At 56.5% G+C, this 23,179-nt stretch carries 20 protein-coding genes; 17 read left to right on the top strand and 3 right to left on the bottom strand.

The window, feature by feature from the left end:
• Nucleotides 1-35 precede the first annotated feature (35 nt).
• Nucleotides 36-1,619, bottom strand: a complete 1,584-nt coding sequence (locus tag ACJ8PE_RS16860; protein WP_197796348.1) for an L-lactate permease — start codon at nt 1,617-1,619, stop codon at nt 36-38.
• A gap of 323 nt (nt 1,620-1,942) precedes the next feature.
• Nucleotides 1,943-2,863 carry a LysR family transcriptional regulator gene (locus ACJ8PE_RS16865; RefSeq protein ID WP_197793082.1) on the bottom strand — a complete coding sequence of 307 codons (921 nt, stop codon included), beginning with the start codon at nt 2,861-2,863 and terminating at the stop codon, nt 1,943-1,945.
• 426 nt (nt 2,864-3,289) lie between these two features.
• On the opposite strand from ACJ8PE_RS16865, the gene ACJ8PE_RS16870 reads away from it, so the two are divergent.
• The 17 genes from ACJ8PE_RS16870 to ACJ8PE_RS16950 all read left to right on the top strand — a co-directional run bounded on the left by ACJ8PE_RS16870 (nt 3,290) and on the right by ACJ8PE_RS16950 (nt 22,062).
• Complete coding sequence (locus ACJ8PE_RS16870) at nt 3,290-3,493, top strand: DUF4762 family protein (RefSeq protein WP_055313389.1); 204 nt, start codon at nt 3,290-3,292, stop codon at nt 3,491-3,493.
• A 177-nt stretch (nt 3,494-3,670) separates the two neighbouring features.
• Nucleotides 3,671-4,336: a DsbA family protein gene (locus ACJ8PE_RS16875; RefSeq protein ID WP_197793081.1), complete on the top strand. Its 666-nt coding sequence runs from the start codon at nt 3,671-3,673 to the stop codon at nt 4,334-4,336.
• Nucleotides 4,336-5,280, top strand: a complete 945-nt coding sequence (locus ACJ8PE_RS16880) for an ABC transporter (protein WP_197760459.1) — start codon at nt 4,336-4,338, stop codon at nt 5,278-5,280. Before ACJ8PE_RS16875 ends, ACJ8PE_RS16880 begins: the two co-directional genes overlap by 1 nt.
• 19 nt (nt 5,281-5,299) lie before the next feature.
• Nucleotides 5,300-7,417, top strand: a complete 2,118-nt coding sequence (locus tag ACJ8PE_RS16885) for a peptidase domain-containing ABC transporter (protein ID WP_198772584.1) — start codon at nt 5,300-5,302, stop codon at nt 7,415-7,417.
• 70 nt (nt 7,418-7,487) lie between these two features.
• Nucleotides 7,488-8,582, top strand: coding sequence for an efflux RND transporter periplasmic adaptor subunit (locus ACJ8PE_RS16890; RefSeq protein ID WP_227711503.1), 1,095 nt, complete (start codon nt 7,488-7,490; stop codon nt 8,580-8,582).
• The gene (locus tag ACJ8PE_RS16895) at nt 8,572-10,530 is read left to right on the top strand and encodes an ABC transporter permease (protein WP_197793079.1); all 1,959 of its coding nucleotides are present in this window, start codon (nt 8,572-8,574) and stop codon (nt 10,528-10,530) included. Before ACJ8PE_RS16890 ends, ACJ8PE_RS16895 begins: the two co-directional genes overlap by 11 nt.
• Before the next feature lie 26 nt (nt 10,531-10,556).
• Nucleotides 10,557-11,906 carry an efflux transporter outer membrane subunit gene (locus ACJ8PE_RS16900; RefSeq protein ID WP_197793078.1) on the top strand — a complete coding sequence of 450 codons (1,350 nt, stop codon included), beginning with the start codon at nt 10,557-10,559 and terminating at the stop codon, nt 11,904-11,906.
• Between the two features lie 2 nt (nt 11,907-11,908).
• Nucleotides 11,909-13,171 (top strand): beta-ketoacyl-[acyl-carrier-protein] synthase family protein, encoded by a 1,263-nt coding sequence (locus tag ACJ8PE_RS16905; RefSeq protein WP_197793077.1) that lies wholly within the window; start codon nt 11,909-11,911, stop codon nt 13,169-13,171.
• A gap of 11 nt (nt 13,172-13,182) precedes the next feature.
• Entirely contained in the window at nt 13,183-13,425 is a 243-nt protein-coding gene (locus ACJ8PE_RS16910) for an acyl carrier protein (RefSeq protein ID WP_033644937.1), read from the top strand.
• Between the two features lie 531 nt (nt 13,426-13,956).
• The gene (locus ACJ8PE_RS16915) at nt 13,957-14,505 is read left to right on the top strand and encodes a tyrosine-type DNA invertase (RefSeq protein ID WP_033644811.1); all 549 of its coding nucleotides are present in this window, start codon (nt 13,957-13,959) and stop codon (nt 14,503-14,505) included.
• Nucleotides 14,506-14,987: 482 nt separating this feature from the next.
• Nucleotides 14,988-15,503, top strand: coding sequence for a fimbrial protein (locus ACJ8PE_RS16920; RefSeq protein ID WP_033644812.1), 516 nt, complete (start codon nt 14,988-14,990; stop codon nt 15,501-15,503).
• 87 nt (nt 15,504-15,590) lie between these two features.
• Nucleotides 15,591-16,268: a fimbrial biogenesis chaperone gene (locus tag ACJ8PE_RS16925; protein WP_197793076.1), complete on the top strand. Its 678-nt coding sequence runs from the start codon at nt 15,591-15,593 to the stop codon at nt 16,266-16,268.
• Nucleotides 16,269-16,373: 105 nt separating this feature from the next.
• A complete protein-coding gene (locus ACJ8PE_RS16930) occupies nt 16,374-18,923 on the top strand; it encodes a fimbria/pilus outer membrane usher protein (protein ID WP_197793075.1) in 2,550 nt (849 codons plus the stop codon).
• Between the two features lie 10 nt (nt 18,924-18,933).
• Nucleotides 18,934-19,992 carry a fimbrial protein gene (locus ACJ8PE_RS16935; protein WP_232099404.1) on the top strand — a complete coding sequence of 353 codons (1,059 nt, stop codon included), beginning with the start codon at nt 18,934-18,936 and terminating at the stop codon, nt 19,990-19,992.
• Nucleotides 19,993-20,050: 58 nt separating this feature from the next.
• Nucleotides 20,051-20,578 (top strand): fimbrial protein, encoded by a 528-nt coding sequence (locus tag ACJ8PE_RS16940; protein ID WP_197793074.1) that lies wholly within the window; start codon nt 20,051-20,053, stop codon nt 20,576-20,578.
• Between the two features lie 59 nt (nt 20,579-20,637).
• Nucleotides 20,638-21,333: a response regulator transcription factor gene (locus ACJ8PE_RS16945; protein WP_042785287.1), complete on the top strand. Its 696-nt coding sequence runs from the start codon at nt 20,638-20,640 to the stop codon at nt 21,331-21,333.
• 45 nt (nt 21,334-21,378) lie between these two features.
• Entirely contained in the window at nt 21,379-22,062 is a 684-nt protein-coding gene (locus ACJ8PE_RS16950) for a response regulator transcription factor (protein ID WP_197793072.1), read from the top strand.
• 221 nt (nt 22,063-22,283) lie between these two features.
• Here the strand turns inward: ACJ8PE_RS16950 and ACJ8PE_RS16955 are convergent, their stop codons facing one another.
• Nucleotides 22,284-22,835, bottom strand: coding sequence for a tyrosine-type DNA invertase (locus ACJ8PE_RS16955; RefSeq protein WP_033644817.1), 552 nt, complete (start codon nt 22,833-22,835; stop codon nt 22,284-22,286).
• Nucleotides 22,836-23,179: the final 344 nt, after the last annotated feature.

Consider the following 23,179-nt stretch of genomic DNA (forward strand, 5'->3'; position numbering starts at 1 on the left):
ACCTTCTTGTCTTCTTGCAAATAACGGGTTGTCAGTCAGAGCGAGAGGATCGCCGCCATACCGGCCGCGATCCCGCCGTACGCCAGCATCGGCAGCGCGGTCTTTCTGATGATTTTGCCTTCGGCGTTGCCGATCCCCAGGATCGAACAGACCGCGATAATATTGTTCAGGCACACCATGTTGCCCATGGCGCCGCCGACGGACTGCAAGGCCAGCGTCAGATTGACGTCGAGGCCGCTGCTCTGGGCGATCGATTGCTGAATGCCGCCGAACGTCAGGTTCGAAACGGTGTTGGAACCGGAGAAGAACGAGCCCAGCGCGCCGAGGAACGAAGAGAACAGCAGCCAGCTGTCGCCGGTCAGCGCCGCCAACGCTTTTCCGATCAGGATCACCGGCGCGTTGTCGCCGCCCAGCATCATCAGATTGACCATGACCAGCGCGCCGAACAGGGCGATAAAGGGGCGCGTGATGCGCCCGCCGGTTTCGCTGAACATTTGCCGCACCTGGCCGCCATTCAGACGGAACAGCGGAATGCACAACACCACCACCAACAGAAACGGGATCAGCGCCGGGACATACAGCGTTTTGTAGCCGGCCGCGGCGGAGGTGCCCAGCACTTGCCGCAGTTCGACGATCAGCGCTTGGCTGATGCGCAGCTCCCCGAGCCAGCCGAGGTTTTCCTGCCACAGCAGCGTGGTGGTGTTAAGCAGCGCCTTGAGGCCCAACTGGTGAATGCGCGTCACTATCAGGATAGCAATCAGCAGCAGGGTCGGCGTCATCGCCTTGACCACCTGCATGAACGGCACCGCCTGCGCGGCGTTCTGCGGTTTTTCCGCGCGGGCGAGGCCAATGCCGCCGCGCGCCAGCAGCACCGACAGCGCCAGGCCGAGAGCGCCGCCGACCAGCGCCGGGAACTCATAGTTCACCTGGGCCAGCAGCAGGTAGGGGACGGTGCAGCTCAGCACGCTGAGCAAGATAAACGGCAGGTTGCGGCGAATATCCTGCCAGGAAACGATAAAGCGCAGCGCCAGCAGAGGAATGACGAAGCCGGCGACAACGTGGATCAGCGCGGTTTGCCGGCCGATCTCCAGTAGGCTGGCGTCCGACAGGCCGAGGTTGGCGAAGCCGAACCAGGTGGGGGTGCCCACGGCGCCGAAGGAGACCGGTACCGAGTTCATCACCAGCGTCAGCAGGGCGACGCGCAGCGGGTTGAAGCCCAGCCCGACCAGAATCGGCGCGGCGATGGCGGCCGGAGTGCCGAAGCCGCTGGCGCCCTCGATCATAAAGGCGAACGCCCAGCCGATAATCATCAGTTGGGCCACCGGGTTGGGGCTAACGGTTTCCAACCAGCGGCGCACCACGTTTTCCGCACCGCTTATCTGCATCAGTTTGTTGAGTAGAATGGCGCCGGCAATGATGGTGATCGGCGTCAGCGTCGAGACCAGCGCGGTGATGATATTGGCATGCAGCAGCCGCAGTGAGGCATCGAACCACCAGAGCTGCAGGGCATATACCACGGCGGCCGTCAGCGGCAGGGCCAGATAAGAGGGCACACCATTCCTTTTGGTCATCATCCATATTAGCAGGACGATGGGCGCAATACTGAAAAGCAGGGGCATAAGATCCTCAGGGTTATTATTTTTATGGGCAGAGATATGTAACTGAAAGGTTAATTACCGCAACATTTTCATTCTAATCACAACGTTGGCGATGATGCCACGCGATAATTTTTTAACATCGGCGAATGGCGCCGGCGGTGGGAAAAATGCCGGCTGTTGAGGCTGAATTAAATTGATTTAAAATCAATTGGATGGGTTTTTATGTTGTGTAATGAATGCGCTGGATCACATTAATTAGGCGTTAATGTTCACGAGTTCATGTCCAAAAATGCGGTAATCCACGCGGTACTTTACGACGCGTGGAAATAATCAGGAGTGGAAACTTAAAAGTAGTGGCTGATATTTTGATAGGAACCGATGATATGTTCGATCAGCAGGCGAGTTTTTAACGGCAGATTGCGGGTGTAAGGATAGACGGCGTATATGCCCAATACCTTGCCGCAGTGGCCGGCCAGGATCTCCGTCAGTTTGCCGTCCTGCAAATCTTCATACACCATGCAGCGCGGCACCATGGCGATGCCGTGGCCGCCGATCACTGCTTTGCGGATCGCTCGCGCATTGTTGGCCGACAGGTTGCCGTTAACCTGCAGCTCGTAGATTTCGTTGCGCCCCGGCCGTTTCATCAGCCAGTTGGCGGTGCCGCTTTCCTGGTAGGTGTAGGTCAGGCAGTTGTGGTCGAGCAGGTCTTCGGCGCTGCGCGGTTCCGGGTGGCTTTCCAGGTATTCCGACGAGCAGACGATCACCCAGCGGGAATCGAAGATCGGCCGGGCAATCAGGCTCGAATCCGGCATGGTGCCGGTGCGGATCGCCAGATCGATACCTTCTTCCACCAGATCGACAAAGCGATTTTCCAGCCGCATCTCGACTTTCAGGTTGGGGTGCAGAGCGCAAAATTCCGCCACGCTCTCGCTCAGCAGCAGCTCGCCCGAGATGGTCGGCACCGACATGCGAATGGCGCCGGTCAATTCTTCGCTCTTTTCGCTGACGGCGTACAGCGCCTCCTGCACTTTGGCGCCGATCTCTTTGGCCTGCTGGTAGAGCGTCTGGCCGCTTTCGGTCAGCGTCAGGCTGCGGGTGGTGCGGTACAACAGCCGGGCGCCCAGCGATTTTTCCAGCCGCCCGATGCGTTTGCTGACCACCGAGCTGGTGATGCCGGCGCTCTCGGCGGCCTTGCTGAACGAGCCGCAGTCGACAATCAGGGCAAACAGAATCAGGTCGTTGGCGTATTCGTGAGTGGCGAGCATGGGCATCCTGTAGAGTGAGAGTCCTGCTGCCCAGTGTAAATCCGGCGCGGCAGGAAGCAATCTTTTCAGCGTGTTGCACGTCATTGCCAACTGGTCAGATCTGATTTTTTCTTATTTTATTTTTCATTTTATTGAGAATTATCCTTTTTTGTTTTCCTTGCTGTAACAGGAGTTGGTCTGGCTTTCTTGTTTTTGGTCCAATTTAAATTGGAATAGTCCCGTAATAGAGGGTTACTTATTCGATTAACTTTAACTTGCAGTGTAAATAATTGTATTGATCTGCTCGTTTGGGATGGCTATGCTTTTTCCCGAAGTGCTCTCATTGTTATTTATTAAATGTTTTTGAAATGTATTGAAGAATTGCTCTGTCTGCCGACAGAGTAATGGGTAGTGTGTTTATGTTTTAATATAAATAAGGATATTGTAATGAAGAAAATCAATCTGTCAGAAGCGGAAAACATCGTCGGCGGTACTTTTGTGTGTACCAAGGAGTTTGCCTGGGTGGGCAGCGGCAACAACCGCACCTGCCAGCTGGTGAAAACCTGTGCGAACAAATTCGGTGGCGTACAGAAGTTCTATTACCCTGCGCCGGTAGCAAGCTGCCCGTCTAACCCAACCACGCCAAGTTGATGCGGGTTGACCCCCTGCATTTAGATTAGCGGTGGGCAGGCGGGCAACGTTTGCGTTGTCCCGCCTGATACCGGGCGACAAAGTCGTCTTTACGTCCTCATTATTTACGGTATTAACTCTTTTTCACGTGTTCACTCTGCCAAGTGAATATTAATATATGCGCAGGATGCGTCCGTTATGTATAAACGTCCCTTGCTTTTCATCAGCTATACGCTCGTTATTATTTTGGCCTCTTCTTTTTTGACCGCATTTTATTTTCAGCATTACGTCATGCAACCGCCGGAGGCGGAAAGCCTGAGCTTTATCTCCCCGGAAAAAATCGAGCAAGGCCCGTTGCAAGACGATAATACCATTGTCGAAGTCTTCTCTTATGCCTGCCACTATTGTGAAGTCAACGAAAGCGGCGTGGCCGAGCTGGAAAAAAGTTTACCGGCGGGGGCCAAGTTGGTGCGCTTGCACCTCAGCGACGACAGTCAAGCCGGCATGGCGGCTTTTGCGCCCCTGTTCGCCACGCTGACGATCATGGGGATCGAAGCGCAGCATCGCCCCGCCGCTTACCGCGCCATTATCAAAGAAAATCTCAACCTGGCGGACGACAAACAGCTCAGCGCCTGGCTGAAGGCCAACGGCATCGACGAAGCCGCCTATCAGCAGGCCAGAGAGTCTGAGCGGGTCAAAGAGCTGTTGGCGTATATGACGGCAGTGAGCCGCTATTACCAGATCAACGCGACCCCCAGTTTTATCGTCAATCGCAAATGGCTTGCGCTGCAAGATCGTGAGTTTTCCGCTTTCAGCCAGCAGCTGCTGTCGCTGTTGCAGCACGATAAGCCGCTGGCCCCCTGATGCGCCTGCTCGCGGTTCGGGGCTATCTGGCCTGGCGTAACGGCCTGGACGCCGTGGCGCGTCTCTCGGCTGTCCGCACCGGGGTGAGCCGGAGTCTGACGTGCGCTCTGCTGCGGCGCGTGGATTATCGCCTGTGGCTAAAGATGCAGAGGCGGTTGAGGTGGGGTCTGCAGCAACGCCGTTTTCGCCACCGGCAAGCGGTCGCTGAGGCGAATCGCCAAAGCCTGTTGGGCGACGGCAGGCTGAACTTCGCCTGGCTGATGCAGCGGCGACAATGGCTGGATTTGGCGGCGATCCAGGCCCGCAACGCCGCGTTGATGGAGCATTTGGCGCAGTGCACCTCACAGCTCAATCAGGTGGTGGAGCCGCTGCATCGCGCCGGGGTGCCGGTGTTGTTGGCGCCGATGCACACGGTTTCCGATGTGCTGGCGACGCTGGTCGGCGCGGGCGTTTATCCCGGGCGGGCAACGGTGATCGTTTCCGGCGACGCACAGACGTTAGCGCGGCGAGCGCCTGAGGGGGAATGGCGGCAGCGGCTCGACTATTGCTCGATTCACGACGATCCCCGGCATATTGCCGGCACCTTGTCGCAGGCGCTGCTGGAGGCGACGGAGCATCGGCGCAACATCATCCTCTTCCCGGACATCACGCCGGATTACACCTTGAACAGCACCCGGGACGCCTCGGCCAAACTGGCTTGCCGTTTGTTCAACCGGCCAGCGCATTTGCATAGCGGCATCGTTCGATTATCTCGAGCGATGCGGGCTCGAGTGGTGTGCTATTCGCTTTATTACGATCGCGGCGTTCGCATTCACATAGAAGAACCGATTGCCACAGAGCTGGTCGGCCGCGCCGTGCCGGAGATCGTCGAGCGCACCCTGCGGCGACATGCGGATGATTGGTTGCTGTGGCATTCGCACTCTTTATTTTTTATCAACGAATAAGTCAGGGATATCACTACGCATGGAAAACACCCTCCCTACGCCGGTCTTGCAGAGCGAAATCAATGAGTGCGGGCTGGCCTGCATCGCCATGCTGGCGGAAACGCAGGGCGTTCGCGCGCCATTGACGGAACTGCGTGAGCGTTACCCCGCTTCGCAACACGGCACTTCGCTGGCGACGCTGTGCGCCATTTTAGGGGAGCTGGCGTTGCCGGCTTATCCGGTGGCGTTCGAGCACCGGGATCTGGCGGCGCTGCCTTTACCGGCGATTCTGCATTACGGCGCGGGCCACTATGTATTGCTGGCATATCGTCAGGGCGGTTACGTGTGCGTAATGAATCCGGCGTTGGGGCAACAGCTGCTGCCGTACGCCGCTTTGAAAGCGGAAATCAGCGGCTACGCATTGGTGCTCGATCGCGATGATTTACCGTCCACCGCCCCCGCTGCGCGGAGCCGCCGACGCGGCGCTTTCGCCAGTTTAAGCCTGAAGGATACCGCCGGCATCGCCGGCATTTATCGCCTGGCGGCGATGACGTTTCTTATCTCGCTGACGCTGTTCATCATGCCGATGATGGTCGCCAGCGCGATCAATCAGGTGTTCGCCATGGCCGGTGAGGTCGCGTTCCCTTACGCCTACTATCTGCTGGCGTTTGTGGCATCCACGGCGCTGGCCTTGATGGCGCGCATCATCACCGAGCGTTTTATCAAAAACTTCGTGTTGCTGCACGGCGCCGCCGGGTTTTCCCGCCTGCTGGAAAATTCGCTGAATTTCTTCAGCAAGCGCGCGCCCGGCGAGATTTTCAGCCGTTTCACCAGCTGGCAGATGGCCGCCGGCCAGAAAATCGAGCTGGATAACGGCCTGCGCACCGACTGGATCATCGCTGCTATCGCGCTGGCGGTGATGGGCTATTTGAGCCCGATGTTGGCGCTGGTGCCGATTGCCGGCGTACTGCTGATGGGGGCGATCAGCGTTTGGGCTATTTATCGCGATCGCCACTTCACCCAGCAGCTGCAGGTGAGAGGGGCGGCGCAGAATGATTTTATTCTGGAAACCATTCAGGGGTTTTCGACCATCAAGTCCGCCGGGCTCGCCGGCCAGCGGCAAGAGGGCTTTGCCGAGCATGCCCGTTCGCTGTTCAACTGCCTGCAGCGGCAAAAAGTCTATGAGCAGGTCAAGGGCAGCATTTATCAACTGATTGGCAGCCTGGAAATGGTGGTGTTCATGCTGCTGGCGCTGCCGCTGCTAAAGGGGGGCGAACTCAGTCTGGGGGCATTCTTCGCCTACAGCTTTCTGCGCGAAATTTTTACCTCTTACACCAGCAAGATCTTTTTTGCCGTCCTGCAGAAAAACCAACTGCACGTGATCGATGAGCGCGCGCGGGATCTGTTTCCTGCCGTATCTCTGCGTACCGGGTCTGGCGACGAAAGCGTGAACCATTTTGATGTGCAGTTGGCGTATCGGGGAGTGAGCTTTGCGTACGACGCCGGCCAACCGGTTTTGCGCGACCTGTCGCTGACGCTGGAACGGGGCGAGTGTATCGCCATCTGCGGCGGTTCCGGCGCGGGCAAGAGCACCTTGCTGAAGGTGCTCGCCTGTCTGTTGACGCCGCAGCGGGGGGAACTGACGCTGGATGGCCGCGTGCTGGCTAACGCCGCCGCGCAGCGGCTGTTCTTCCTGCAAAGCCAGGAGGACATTCTGTTCAATGCCTCGGTGTTGCAAAACGTCACGCTGTTCGCCCCGTCGGCGCCAGGCCAGCAGAGACAAGTGGAACAGGCGCTATGCAGTTTGGGGCTGGCGGATGCGGTGGCGCAACTGCCCGGAGGCGTAAACGCTCTGGTGAGAGAGAGCCATGCCGGGCTGTCGCTGGGGCAACGGCAGCGTCTGTTGCTGGCGCGTGCCATGTACAGCCGTTGTCCGGTGTTGGTGCTGGATGAACCGACGGCGAATCTGGATGAAAAAACCGCTGCGGCGGTGATGTCGGCTCTGGTAGCGCATTGCCGTGAGAAGGGTAAAACCCTGGTGACCGTGACGCATAACCCGCGGCTGCTGCCGTTGTTTGATCGGGTGCTGCACTTGTCGCAGGGCCGGTTGTTGGCCGCCGTTGACACCAGGATGAATGACTGTGCTGAGGTGGAGTGACGTGCCCGGAAAGAAACGCTGGCGGCGTGTGGCGCTGGTGGCGATCGTGTTGGGGGGGCTGGCCGGCGGGCTGTTAGGGTTGAATCGGGCGCCTGACGTATCACCGCCGCAGACGGCGCGCGTCGATCGCGGCGACATCGAAAAAAGCGTGTTGGCTACCGGCATTTTGAAACCGGCCCGGCAGGTGAACGTTGGCGCGCAGGTCAACGGCCAACTGAAAAAACTGTATGTCAAACCGGGGGACAGAGTGGCTCAGGGCCAGCTGTTGGCCGAGATAGATCCGACGTTGCAACTTAACGAACTGCGCAAGTCGCAGGCCGAATTACGCAGCGCGCAGGCGCAGAAATTGGCGAGTCAGGCGCAGCTCAAGCAGTACCAACTGGAGTTGACGCGGCAAAGGGCGTTGGCGCGAGATCGTGCCGGCGTGGCCAGCGATTTGGAAAAAGCGCAGGCGCAGCACGACGCGCAACTGGCGCAGTTGAAAGTGAACGAGTCGCAGATCGTTCAGGCCGAAGTCGCGCAGGAAACGGCGAGAGCCAACCTGGCTTTTACCCGTATTACCGCGCCTATCGACGGCGAAGTGCTGGGTATCGTCACTCAGGAAGGGCAAACCATCGTCTCATCGCAAAGCGCACCGACCATTTTGGTGATGGCAGACGTGGATACGATGATGGTGCATACCCGCATATCGGAAAATGACATCTTGCAGGTGAGGGCGGGGCAGCCGCTGTGGTTTTATGTCGCCGCCGATCCCCGCCGCCGATATGAGGGGGTCATGGGTGCGATACAGCAAGCGCCGGCAGAAGCGCTGGAAGCCGATCCGCTGGGCAGAAATTCAAGCCAGCAAACGGCGGCGGTGTATTACAACGGCGTATTTGCCGTCGCCAACGGCGAACGTCGATTACGCACCGCGATGACGGCGCAGGTATTCATCATTACCGAACGCGCCACGGGGGTGGTGCGGCTGCCGATGGCGGCATTGGGAGAGGCTCTGGATGGCGAGCGCTATCAGATCAGAGTGTTGGAAGGCCAGCGGGTCGTCGCGCGCAGCGTGCGCATCGGGAAGCGCGATCGCCGCTATGCGGAAGTGTTGGAAGGCGTGAGAGTGGGTGAGCAAGTGCTGCTGGAACACCAGCCAGATACGGAGGGTGAGCATGTCAGCTAGCACGGATCCCATTATCGTTTTGGAGAACGTTTCGCGCGAGTTTCAAGCCGGAGAGCAGAAAATCACGGTCCTCAAACGCGTTTCCCTGAGCATTCAGCGGGGAGAAATGGTCGCTATCGTCGGCGCCTCCGGCTCCGGAAAATCGACGTTGATGAATATTATCGGTTGTCTGGACAAGCCTTCTCAGGGGGACGTGTACATCAACGGGGTGGCGATTGGGCAAGCCGACGGCAATCGCCTGGCGCGGCTCCGCAGTCGGCATATCGGCTTTATTTTCCAGCGCTATCATCTGATGCCCTATCTGACGGCCGGTGAGAACGTGGCGATCCCTGCATTGTATACCGCCATGCCGGCCGCCGAGCGCCGCTTGCGGGCCGCGCATTTGTTGGCTCGCCTCGGGTTGGCGCAGCGCGGTGGCCATCGTCCGGCGCAGCTTTCCGGTGGGCAGCAGCAGCGGGTCAGTATTGCCCGAGCTCTTATGAACGGCGCGGAAATCATTTTGGCCGATGAACCTACCGGCGCGTTGGATAGCACCAGCGGTCAGGCGCTGATGGCCATTTTGCATGAGCTGAACGCTGTCGGACACACCGTGGTCATCGTGACGCACGATCGGCGGATCGCCGAGCAGGCGCAGCGGATCATTGAGATCGGCGACGGCGAGATCGTGGCGGATCGTCGCCACGATGCCGCCCGACAGCGTTTTGCGTTCGAGAGGCCGCTGGCGTTGGCTGCGCCGATGAAACGCATGAGCCCTTGGGCGGCGCTGCGAGAGGCGCTCGGCATGGCTTGGCGGGCATTATTAGGGCATCGGGTCCGGGCATTATTATCGATGCTCGGCATCATCATCGGCATTGCGGCGGTCGTTTCCGCCATCGCCATCGGTGAAGGCACACGCCAAAGCATCCTCAGGGAAATCAGCCAGCTCGGCTCCAGCACGTTGGACATTCGTCCCGGATTGGGATGGGAAAAAACGCGTCCCGATTTTGCGCGTTCGCTGAGTGCGCGGGATGCAGCGCTGCTGGCGGCCTTGCCTTATGTCGACAGCGTTTCGCCGGTCATCAGCACTCAACTGTCGGCCGTGCGCGAAGGCAAGCAGGTGCCGCTCGCCGTGATGGGCGTCGGCGAAGGGTATTTCCGCACGCAGGGCATTCGGCTGCTTTCCGGTGGCCTGTTTACTGCGCAGGATCTGAGTGACCGCGCACCGGTGGCGGTGATCGATCCCTTGCTGCAACAGGCTCTGTTTTCTTCCCGGCAAGATCCGGTGGGCGCGGTTTTGCTGATCGCGGGTGTGCCTTATCGGGTGATCGGCGTCGCGCAGCGCCGCGGCGCCCAATACGCCGGTTCTCAACCGCTTGCCTGGCTGCCCCATACCTCCCTGACTGGCCGCATCGCCGGCGATATGCCGCTGGAATCGATTGTGATGCGAGTGAATGAAAAATTGACGTTGGAAGCGGCAAGGCGGGATGTGACCCGGCGTTTGACCGTAGAACATGGCCGGCGGGATTTTTTCACGCTGACCGACGATCAGCTGACGCAATCCATTCAGCGTGCCTCCGACTCCATGCGATTGCTGATTACCGCGATTGCCGCCATCTCGCTGCTGGTCGGCGGGGTGGGGGTGATGAACATCATGTTGGTTTCGGTGACGGAACGAACCCATGAGATCGGTATTCGATTGGCGGTGGGCGCCGCTGAGAAAGACATTATGCGGCAATTTTTGATTGAGGCGGTGGTGATCTGCAGCCTGGGGGGCGTGTTGGGGATCGCCTGCGCCGCGCTGGTTAAAGGGATTCTGAGCAGCTTGGCGCCGCAGGTGACGATGATCTTTACCTGGCCGCCATTGCTGCTGGCCTGCGGGTTCTCGGCGTTGATCGGCGTCGGGTTCGGCTTCTTTCCAGCCCGTGCCGCCGCGCGCCTGCAGCCGGTGGAGGCGTTGGCGCGAGAATGAACCGACTTTTGATTTATGGACTGGTCATGCTGTCTTTGAGCGCTTGCGGAGGGCGGCCGATCGACGCCACGGCGCCACCGTCGTTGCCGCAGCAGTGGCGCGTGGTCGATGAACGTTCCGGTTCATTGCGGGCAGGCGTCGCCTGGTGGGAAAACTTCAATGATCCGCAGCTTTCCTCGCTGATCGATGGCGTGCTCATCGCGAATCAGGATCTGGCGCTGGCTGGATTGCAGTGGCGTGAGGCGATGTTGGAGGCCGGGTTGGTAGCCGGCAATGCGACCCCCGACCTGGCCGCCAGCCTGAGTGGCCGCAATACCAAGGCATTGCGCGGCGCGGCGCGGCCGCAAGAAAGTTACCGCGCAGGGCTGTCACTGAGTTATGAACTGGATTTATGGGGCAAGCTGGCGCGCATTCGCGAGCAGGCTCAGTGGCTGGCCGTCGCTTCGGAGTTGGATCGGCGCAATACCGCGTTGACTTTGATCGGCGCTACCGCTCGCGGGTATTGGCAGATCGCCGATTTGAATCAGCAAGTCAACCATCAGCAACAGGCGGTGGCGTTCGCGCGTGAGACTGTACGGCTGGTGGCGGCACGTCACACCGCTGGCGACGTCGGCCAATTCGAGTTGTTGCAGGCGGAGCAAAACCTATTGGCGCGGGAGAATCAACGGGATGAACTGGCTCGGCAGCGGGAAGACGCTCGCAACTCGCTGGCGCTGTTGTTCGGCCGTTCACCCTTGCTGCGATACAGCGAAAGGCGAGCGCTACCGATCAACGAGGTGCCCATTGCGCCACGTTTGCCGGCGGCGGTGATGGCGCGACGGCCGGATGTGCAGGCGGCGGAGCGGCGCCTGCGGGCGGCGCTGGCCGGTGCGGAGGCCGCTAAATTGCGTTTTTATCCGGCGTTGAGTCTGGATGCCGCACTGGATGCCGGCAGCGGGCTTTTCCGCCAATGGTTCAGTGAACCTTCGCGCTCGCTGGGTGCGACGTTGACGCTGCCGTTCATCGAGTGGCGCAAGATGCGCTTGTCCAGCGACAAAGCGGCGTTGCAGGCGCAGCGCGCGGAGATTCAATTTCGCGATGCGGTTTACCGCGCGCTGGCTGAGGTAGACAGCGCCATGCGGGAGCGTCTGGAAGCGCAGCGGCAAATCGGCAATCAGCAGCGGCATCTGGCGATGGAGCGACAAGCCGTGGCATTGGCCCGCCATCAATATCAGGCCGGTTCCGTCGCGCTGCAAACGTTGCTGGACGCGCAAGAGGCGGTGTTAGCCAGCGAGAATTCACTGTCGGCACTGCAATATCGCTACCTGAACGCCACGATGCAGCTCTGGCTGGCGCTGGGCGGCAACGAGGCTTTCGCATCCGGGCAAGGGGAGTAAGCATGGACAGAGAACGGAATACAAGACGTGTGGTGGTCACCGGTTACGGCGCCGTCACCGCGCTGGGTGGCAACGCGCAGCAAAACTGGCAGGCTATCATGGCCAACCGTTTGGCCTATCGCTATCACGATAAATCGGCGGCGGGGATCCACGCGCGCTTTTTTGCTTTGCTGGAGGTCGAACCGGCGCTGGAAGGTGTTGCCGCGCGGGTAAGCCGCCGGCTGCCCAGATTCGCCAGGCTGGCGCTGGCCGCCGCCTCGGAGGCGGTCGACATGGCGTTTTCATCCAGTTTTGTGGGGCCTGCGCACTTTTATTCATCGTTGGAGTGCGGGGCGATTATCGGCAGCGGCTGGGGCGGCCAGGATGAGATCATGCAAAACAATGCGGATTATCTGCAATCCGGCATAGGGCAGCTGTTTGGCTGTTTTCACGCGATGCCCAATATCGCGACCGCCATATGCGGCCAACATTGGTTGCTGCGGGGCTATCAGGGCTCGCCGGCGGCGGCCTGCGCGACCGGCGGCATCGCTATTGGCGATGCGTTTGAGGTGATCCGCAGCGGTCGCGCTTCAATGATGTTGGCCGGCGCGTCGGAATCACTGAGCGGCAATGGCGCGATATGGAACATCGACGCGCTGCGTTTGCTGAGTCGGGAGCAAAAGGATATCACCAAGGCCAGTTGCCCGTTCAGCCGGGAGCGCAGCGGCTTCGTGTTGGCGGAAGGGGCCGCCGTGTTGTGTCTTGAGGAGCGAGAGGCGGCTTTAGCGCGCGGCGCGACAATACTGGGGGAGGTCAAGGGATACGGCAACTTTTCAGACGCTTTCGATCTTACCGCCCCGGCGGAGGATCCGCAGGCCAAGGTGAAAACCATTCGACGGGCTCTAGAGCAGGCGGGGCTAAGCAATCATGAGATCGACTATATCAATGCGCATGGCACGTCGACGGCGCAAAGCGATGTGAACGAAACCGCTGCGATCAAGGCGGCTTTGGGGCACGATGCTTACCGCACACCCATTTCCAGCACGAAATCCTATACCGGGCACTTGCTCGCCGCATCCGGCAGCTTTGAGGCGATCGTCTGCCTACAGGCATTGCAGCAGCAAATGATGCCGGCAACCTGCCATTTGCACGAGAGCGATCCCGAATGCGATCTTGATTATATTCGCGAGGGGCATCGTCGCGGTCGTTTGCGCAATGTCATGAGCCTCAGCTTCGGTTTCGGCGGCGCCAATGCGGCGCTGGTATTTGGTTATCACAATGAATAACGGTAGGGCCTATGGAAAAGTATCATCGATTGTATGAGGCGATTTGCGGCCTGTTGTATGAAGCCAAAGGATTGGACAGAACGCTGCTGTCGGCCGATATGCCGCTGCAACAGTTGGGGTTGGACAGCCTGGATTATATGGAGTTGATGCTGCTGGTTAGGCGTGAGTTCGGCATTACGCTCAATGCGGAAATGTTTATCGAACGGCCTGACCTGACCCTTGGCGAGCTGTGTCACGTTATGACCAGTCAATAATTCTCCCCCCAGGCGGCCGTGTGATGCGGTCAGGCCTGGGTTATTCCCCATCGTGACTTTATTTCCTCCTGCCCTGATTTTTCCTCTTATCGATTCACATAAAGATTAATACTTATCGGTTTGGTTAAGATACGTTCGCGCCGGCGGATTTATTTCGTTTTTTTACGAGCCGTATAACGCTTTGAAACCCATGGCGCCTCGCGATTTTATTAGGATTTTTCTTTGTTTTGTCGGTTTGTTTGTCAATTTCAGCGCATGTGTGAAATGGAAGTATTAACGCAAACTAAAGTGAATCGGGAAGTATGCCGTGCTTATTATTTCTGACAGTGACAGTTGAGCTGCGGTTTTCATTAACGAGGGGGCCTCAAGGGGGGATTAATCCCTGTACACTGTTTGCGTTTGGCAAATCCGTTATACTCCGCGCTGGATGCAGGAACCTATCCATAGCCAGGGGAAACCCTGAGTGTCCATTGTGGTGATGTAAAAGGAAAATGACAGCCACATTTTTCCGATCAAAGTAATAGAGGTTGTATGTCTAATCGTAAACATCTGACGCCTTCTGAAGTGGAGAGACTGCTTGAGGTCACGCTGCATGGAAAGAATCCAGAACGCGATTATTGTCTGATTTATATGTGTTTTATTCATGGTTGCCGCGCCAGCGAAATTGGGGGATGGCGTTTGTCGGATATCGATCTGGAAGGCGGCAACATTTATGTTCATCGCTTGAAGAATGGTTTTTCCACGGTGCATCCGCTTTATCTGCGAGAAAGGCAATGTTTGCGGCGTTGGCTGGATAAACGCCGGCAACACCGCTGGGCCGATCAGGAATGGTTATTTCTTTCCAATCGGGGCGGGCGTTTGTCGCGCCAACGTATTTACGGCCTGCTTCGTCATTACAGTAAGGTGGCGAAACTGGAGATTAACGCCCATCCGCATATGCTGCGGCATGGTTGCGGATTTGCGTTGGCGGACCGAGGTATCGATACCCGATTAATTCAGGATTACCTCGGGCACCGAAATATTCAGAATACGGTGATTTATACCGCCAGCAATGCACAGCGCTTTAAAGAAATTTGGTAAGCACGATTTAATAGAGTAACGGCAAGGAGTCACTTTGAACTAAACTGAAACATACTGTAAGGACGCGTAAAAACAATGTCAATATTCCTACGCTCACTTTCCCTGATAAAGGAAAATCTTATTTAAAAACATAGTGTTGTGTTCATGCTTCATTTCTTCCGCACTCCAGCCATCTAAGCAAAATCCTAATCAAAGAAAAGTCAGTTTAAATCAATCGGCCAATCCCTTGGTTTTTTGGTCTGATTTGAGGTTATTTTGTTTTCTATTTAGCTTTAAATTCTGTCTTTTATTTGTTTTTTGGTTTTAAAAACCAAAGGAGTCACTTTAGTTCAAAATGAATCGTTTGGGTGAATAAGCCTTAGGCCATCAATAAGTTTGGTCAAGGGTATTTGCTCTTCGTGGAACTAAATAAAAGGGAATGACATTAAGGATATGTCGGAAATAAAACCATGCATATTTTGCATAATTTTAAGGAAAGTAGGATGAAAAAGAATCTGCTGGCTGTAGCTGTTTTGACCGCGTCTGCATTTACCACCTCCGTATTTGCCGCTGATGGCAAGCTGAATATCACCGGTAGCATCACCGATCAGTCGTGCACCGTCGATCCGGACTCCCAAAACAAGCAGGTCGCTCTGGGTAAGATCGCCAAAGATGCGTTTATTCAATCTAATACTGCAGGTGCCAAGGCATTCAACCTGGTGTTAAAAAACTGCCCGGCTACTGTCACTGGCGCCACCGTGCGTTTTGACGGCACTCAAGTTCAGGGCCAGTCCGGGCTGTTGAAGCTGACTGACGCCGCCGATGTTGCTGGTGGCGTTGGCGTACAGTTGCTGGATGATGCCAGCAACGTGCTCAATATTGGCAACGATTCCCGCGTATATACGCTGGCAGAGAACAAAGACAACGTTCTGGGCTTTGTGGCGCGTTATTACGCTTACGATACCGTTTCCGTCGGTAGCGCGAACGCCACTGCCAACTTCACTATTGTCTATCAGTAAATTCACGCCGTTATGTCGGCGTGAGCGTTAGAAAAATGGGCCAGAGGCTGCGTCTCTGGCTCTTTATTCATCGGGGAAGATAACAAAATGAAAGCGGGATATTTTGCGCTGACGGCAGCGTTATTGATGGCGCTTTGGGCTCCGGCTCAGGCCGGCGTGATCGTGGGCGGGACACGGCTGATATACGACGGAGGTAAAAAAGAGTCCGCTCTGAATATCAATAATCCGGATGCGGTGCCTTATTTGATCCAGTCCTGGGTCGATGCTCAAGAGGGGGAAAGCGCTAAAGCGCCGTTTATCATCACCCCACCGTTGTTTCGCTTGGACGGCGGCCAAAATAACCTGCTGCGCGTAGTGCGTGCGGTCGGCAATTTGCCGACGGACAGAGAATCGCTGTATTGGCTGAATGTGAAGTCTATTCCTTCGGTAGAAAAGAAAGAAAACACGCTGCAAATTGCGATCAAGACCCGCATCAAGCTGATTTATCGTCCCCAGGGGCTGGCCGGCAATCCGGAAGAAGCGGCCGGCAAAGTAACGTGGCGGCGCAGCGGCGATCGGCTGCAGGTGACCAACCCTTCACCCTATTACCTCACCTTTTTTAATTTGAAGCTGAACGGCAGTGCCATTACCGGCAACACCATGGTTGCGCCGCAAGCTACCGCCAGTTTTCCGTTACCGACGGCGCAGGGTGGGGGAGGCAGCCTGAGCTGGCAAATCATCAACGACTATGGCGGAACCGGCCAGACCTATACCGGCACGTTATAGCCGGGCCGCGATGCGTGTTTTTTGGCCCCGGAGTAACGCTGGGGCCGGCGTTCGGCTTACCTGAATTTTAGGCGGCTGAGCCAATCGGGACAGGGAGTTAAAAGGATGAATAACCCGAATAGCATTGGTTTACCAGGGACACGATCGATTTTGGCCGGTTTGATGTCTTGCCAGGTGGCGCTGCTTTATCCAATCGGTGCGGCGCATGCGCGTGATTACTTCAACCCGGCGCTGTTGGAGATTGACAACCCGGCGCTGCGCGGCGCCGATCTCTCCGTATTTGAGGAAAACAACAGCCAGGCGCCCGGCACTTATCGGGTCGATCTTTACCTTAACGGCGAACAGGTTGACAGTCTCGACGTCGAGTTCCGGCTGATGCCGACGGCTGGCGGAAAGCAAGCGCTGCAGCCTTGTTTCAGCGCGGAAAAATTGGCCGAATTGGGGGTGAGAGTCTCCATGTTACCGGCGATTGCGGCGGAGGAGCGCTGCGTCAATCTGGCGCAGGCCATTCCTCAGGCTTCGACGGTGTTCCAGTTTAATCAGCTGAGATTGAATCTGAGCATTCCGCAAGCGGCATTGAACTTAAATGCGCGCGATTATGTTTCTCCGGATAAATGGGACTCCGGCATACCGGCGCTGTTGGTCAATTACAACTTCAGCGGCGCCAATAGCCAGGTGCGCGACAGCGAACGGCAAAACAACAATAACTATTACCTCAATCTGCGCTCGGGCATCAACTGGGGCGCCTGGCGTTTGCGTAACTATTCCATCTGGAATCACTACACCGGCGGCGCTTCTTCCTGGCGCTCAATCAATACCTACCTGCAACGCGATATCGTTGCGTTGCAAAGCCGCCTGACCCTGGGGGACAGCACAACGCCCAGCGATGTGTTCGATAGCGTGCAGTTCCGCGGCGGGCAGTTGGCCTCAGAGGACGACATCCTGCCGGACAGCATGAAAGGGTACTCGCCGGTAGTACGCGGGATCGCACGCACGAATGCACAGATCGTCATCCGGCAAAACGGCTACGTGATTTATCAAAGCTATGTGCCGCCGGGGGCGTTTGAAATTACCGATTTGTATCCCACGGGCGGCAGCGGCGATCTGAACGTCAGCGTGCGTGAGGCAGACGGCCAAGAACAGCATTTCGTGGTGCCTTATGCCGTGGTGCCGGTATTACAGCGCGAGGGGCGGTTTAAATACAGCCTGACCAGCGGGAAATACCGTTCATACGGCGGCGGTGTTGATGAACGCCCGTTCAGCCAGGCGACCGGGATCTATGGCCTGCCGTGGGGCGCTACGCTGTACGGCGGCGTGCAGGCAGCCAGTAAATATCAGGCGCTGGCGCTGGGATGGGGGCAGAACATGGGGGCGGTGGGCGCGCTGTCCGCCGATGTCACCCAGGCTTGGACCAAACAGGAAACCCGGCCTAAGGAGCAAGGGCAATCATGGCGCCTGCGTTACGGCAAAAACTTCATTGAAACCGGCACTAACTTCAGCTTGGCCAGTTACCGCTACTCCACGCGCGGTTTTTACAACCTGCAAGAGGCGCTGGAGAGCTACGGCGGCAACAGTGCGATCTATAACGATCACAAGAAGAGCCGCGCCGAGCTGACGATGAGTCAGAGTCTGTGGGATCAGGGGGGGACACTGTCGCTCAGCCTGTTTAACGAAGACTACTGGGATGACAATCGCCGTTCGCAGTCGGTCAGCCTCAGTTACAACAACAGCTGGGAAGCCGTCAGTTACGGGCTGAATTACACCTTCAACCAGAACGGCTACGACAGTAACGGCAATCGCAGCAGTATTCGTGACCATATCGTGGCTTTCAACGTCAGCGTGCCGCTCAGCAAATGGCTGCCTGGCAGCTACGCCACCTACAACATGAACGCCAGCCGCAATGGCGCCACCAGCAACAACCTTGGGTTGAGCGGTACCGCCCTGCCGGACAATAACCTCAACTACAGCATCAGCCAGGGCTATACCGGCAGGGACGTGGGGGCGAACGGCAATATTCAGGCGGACTACAAAGGCGCCCTCGCCGAGTGGAACCTGGGATATGGCTACGATCGCCATCGCCAACAGGTGAACTACGGCGTGCAGGGCGGTGTTCTGGTGCATCAAAACGGCGTCACGCTGTCGCAGCCGCTGGGCGATACGGTGGCATTAGTGCAGGCGCCCGGCGCTTCAGGGGTGGATGTTTTGAACCAGACCGGGGTCAGCACCGACTGGCGCGGCTATGCGGTTGTGCCTTACCTGACACCTTATCGGCGCAATATCGTCGGATTGGACGGTGAATCTTTTGCCGAGGATGTCGATATGACCTTGAGCAGCCAAACGGTGATCCCAACCCGTGGCGCCGTGGTGCGTGCCAGCTTCAATCCGGATGTCGGTGCCCGCGTGTTGCTGACATTACTGACGCGCAGTGGCAATCCGGTGCCGTTCGGCGCCACCGTCAGCCATCTCAATAGCCCCTCTGATAATGCCGGCATTGTCGGTGACGGCGGGCAGGTTTATTTGGCCGGCATGGCGGAGAGTGGCCGGCTGCAGGTTAAGTGGGGCAATGACGCGGCTCAGCAGTGTCAGGCTAACTATCAACTGGCCAGTCAGCCTGAGAGCGGTGGCATACGTCTCGTTAACGGGCAGTGTTTATAAGGTGCAGACAATGGCGACAGGAATATCGATTCAACGAAGGATTATTGCCGGCGGGCTATGGGCATGCGCAATGTTGGGCGCTCAACAGGCGCAGGCCGCTTTCGGGCAGTGTGCCCCTATTTCGGGGACACATGGTTTTTCATTCCTTTTTTCCCCGGTTTTAACCGATCCGTCGCAAAACGTGATGGGGCGGATTATCAAGAATGCAGACGGTGGTAACTGGAACCTGCCCGGTTCTTATCGGGTGAAGTGCGAATGCCAGACGCGTACGGCTTCTTATGTCACCGCCAAAATGCTGCTGAGCGAGCCGGTATTCAGTAGCGGAGGATTAACGTATTACGCGTTAAATGAATACCTGGGCGTGGCCAGTGAGGTTTTTGTGGCGGGGTATCGCAATGAATACATTGCTGCACCGTTTGCCAATCAATCGAATTATAAAACAGACATGGATGGCGATGATGAATCCTGTGCCAGTACGCCCTACAACAGCGGTGCTCGCGGGCGAATTCATCTGTATTTCCGTCGCCCTTTCGTGGGTGTGACGACGATCCCCAGCACTCGGCTGGTGGACACCTATGTCTCTGTGGCGAGCGGGGTGAAAAGCGATGTGCCGGTTTCCACTATCTCCATGAGCGGCACAGTCACCGTGCCGCAGAGTTGTGAAATCAGCCCGCAAACGGTCACGGTCGATTTTGGCGATATCTTGACGTCGAAGATCCAAACCAAGGGGGCTATGCCGCCCGGTTTTACTCCAGTAGAGAGAACGCTGACGCTGGCCTGCCGCAATATTTCTGCTGGCGTCAAGGTCAGTCTGTCATTTCGCGGTGAGGCGGACGGCAGCATGCCGGAGGCGCTGAAGACCAGCAATCGCAACATTGGCGTGATGATTAAGGATATGCAGGGCAATGTTATTCGGCCTCAGAGCGGGCGCTTGCCGATCGATAACTTCCAATACCCTAACCAGAGTGGCAGTTCACGGATCAGCATCTATCCGATCAACACCACCGGCCAACCTCCTGCCGTGGGGCAGTTCAATGCAACGGCGACCATTCAGGCAGAAATTCAATAACGGATATTTCAACGGTAGCGAGCCGGGGTCCCCGGCGTTTAACGAGAAGGAGCAGATTATGGGGAAGGTTTTTAGCGGTATCGGCTGCAAATTGGCGCTGGCAGGCCTGTTTCTCCTGGCGATGCCGTCGGCGTATGCCGTTTCAAAAATAGTGATTACCGGCAACATTAAAGCGGCACCCTGTGAAATCGACGGCGCGAACGGTACGGTTTCGGTCAATCTGGGGGATGATATTTCTGCCGCCGTTCTGGCGACCTCCGGTGCCTTTAGCCCTTGGGTGGAGTTCCCTTTGACGCTGAAAAACTGCCCGAGCACCACTACGTCGGTCGTCGCGACCTTCAGCGGAACGGCTGCGGATGAAGGTGCCAGCTTGTACAAAAGCACCGGCAGTTCTCGTCGAGTGCAAATTGAGTTGCAGAATAGCCAAGGGGCCAACCTGGGCAATGGCAAGAGCATGACGCAACTGGTGGATCGCGCGACGAATAATGCCAGATTCGATTTGCGTGCGCGGGCATACAGCACCCATGGCGGATCGACGCCAGGTTCAATAGACGGCGCTCTGCAGGTCACTTTTGTCTATCAGTAGGCAATGGGACAAAAGGGCCGGCGTGGGCGGAAGGTTAACGACAGAGTTAAGGTGATGATATGAAAATCAATTATCCCAATGGAATGGCCTTGGCGGCGGGCAATGAAGCGGCGGGCGCCGTGGCTGTCATGGAACCCTGCGCCATGACGGCTCTGGGGATGAGAAACCGGTTGATTGAATCCTGCGGTCTCCAACCTGGCAACATTCGGCAGGTGGCGAATCTGGTGGAACTGAGAGCCTTATTGACTGAGCATCCGCATCGTTTATTGGTGATGGAGCTGTGTGGTCAATCAGAGTCGGTATTGGAGGGATTCAAGCTGATCGCCGAGGTGCGGGAAAACTCGCCGGACACCGCGATTGTCATTTGTACGGCATTGGATGAACCGAGGCTGTTGCGGCAGCTCATCGCTTCCGGTATTCGCGGCCTGATGCTGAAGCAGGAACCGGCTATTGCATTGACCCACTGTGTTCAGCAAGTCCTGACAGGCAGTTGCAGCTTCAGCCACCGGGTACGCCAACGTCAATTGCATGAGGCTGGCGCCGATAAACCGCTGACGGCGAAGGAATTGGATGTGTTGACCCAACTGTTTTCCGGTAAGAGCGTGACCAGCGTGGCGCTGACCATGTGCCGTGATATCCGCACCGTCAGCACCCATAAACGCAATGCGATGTTGAAGCTGGGGTTTCACAGCGATGGGGAACTGTATCTTCAGGGGAAATGGATGGCTGCGCAAGGTTCATCCTTGGTTCGCTAGGCAAGCGCACGAGGTCTCGTGGGCAAGCAAGCATAGGAGCAGATTATGCATTTATGGCGTCAGCAACCGCTGAACATAGCATTAATGGACAGATGTCCATTGACGCTGGAAGGGTTGGCCAGTTTTTTAAAAACGCTGCCAACCCAGGTAAAAGTCGTCGTAAAGGAAACCAGCGTACGTGCGGTAGTGGATAGCGTGGTCTATCAGCAGGCTGACGTGCTGATTACCGAACTGGACGGTGAAGATGAGACGCCCGCTAAGGGCAGGGAAGCGTTGCTGGCCCTGTGCACGCAACTGCCCGAATTACGGGTGATTGCCTATACCCGTTGCCGTAATGCAGAAGCGTTAGGGCGATTGTTGCCTCAGCCCAATGTCAGCATCGTCGCCAGAGATGACGCTTTACCGCTGGTGGCGGAGTTTTTTAATCGGGTCTTGCTTGGGGAGCGAGTGTTGAGCCCACAGATAGGGACTTTTCTGGCACCCTCGGTTAGCGGAGATGAGGTGTTCACCCGAAAGCTGACTCGCTGCGAGACTGATGTGTTGGCCTTTTTGTTCAACGGCATGAGCCTGCGGCAAATTGCCGAATTACAACGCCGCAGCATCAAGACGATCAGCGCGCATAAATGTAGCGCCATGCGCAAACTGCAGGTGAAGAATGACAGCGAACTATTTTCATTGCACGGCAATATTACGCGACAATTTGGCGGGAAGTGGTCAAAGGGGACTTAATCGTTAATGACAGGGTATAAGCAGGTAGCATAGGCGTTGAAAAAACAATCAAACAAGTGTTCCCCTGGGCGGATGGATGAAAGCAGCTCGGCGTTGGAATAGTGCTGAATTAGACCGTTGTTGGCGTGCCGGGCTGCATTTTCCCATCCGATATTTTTTACCTTACTCAATGCGCATGTTAAAAGAAGATGAGCGCCTGCACCGTTATTTCCATCGTAAGATTAAATGCTGATCGTGCGGAATCGCTCTACATTGGTTGCGGTGTAGATCACCGTATTCTGGATATTTTTGTGCCCTAAATAATCCTGAATCAAGCGCGTATCGACCCCGTTATCTGCAAGCGCGTAACCGCAGGAGTGTCGCAGCATGTGAGGATGAACCTGAACGCTAATGCCGGCCATTTCACCGTACATTCTCATTAGGCGATACAGTTGCTGACGTGAAATTTGCCCGCCGTGGCGCGACAGAAATAACCATGGGGAATTGGCGTCAGGATAGTTCGCCCGCTGGGCCAGCCAGTTTAACAGCGCCTGTCGTTCTCGTGGCTGAATGGGGTGTTGAACGGAAAAACCGTTCTTTAGCCGAGATATATGGATCCGATGGGAGGTAAGATCAATATCTTGCAGGCGTAATGATCGCAGTTCGCTCACCCGCAAGCCGTGAATGAAGCACATTAATAGTAAACAACGATCTCGAATGCTATTTTTACCCTCATGCACGGCGGCAATCAGTTGTTCAATTTCAATCTGGCTAAGGAATTTCCTTTTTTTCATTTTCCTTTCCTGCGTATCTGGTACTGGCGATTTTCATCATGAATTTTTATTAAAGCATTGGAACGTAATAGGCGGCAAAGGAAATAAATAATTTTATTTGCTAATGCATGGGTTTATTTTATCTTTTTCTTTTTGTTATTTTTTTAGTGAATGCATTTTGATTTTATAGATCTATTTTTTTAGCGGCTTATTTAATTGGCGAATATTTAGCGCCCAGAGTGAACCATGCTGCGAATTGGCCGCCGGCAGGCGGCAACGCCTCTCCCCCGACCAGTGCTTGATAAGCTGTGATGAGAATTCGTCTTGATCTCATTCTCGCGCCGCTTACAATGCCTGCCAGATCG

The organism is Serratia sp. CY74737 (genome assembly GCF_052166775.1).
In the GTDB taxonomy this organism is placed as follows: Bacteria; Pseudomonadota; Gammaproteobacteria; order Enterobacterales; family Enterobacteriaceae; genus Serratia; species Serratia ureilytica.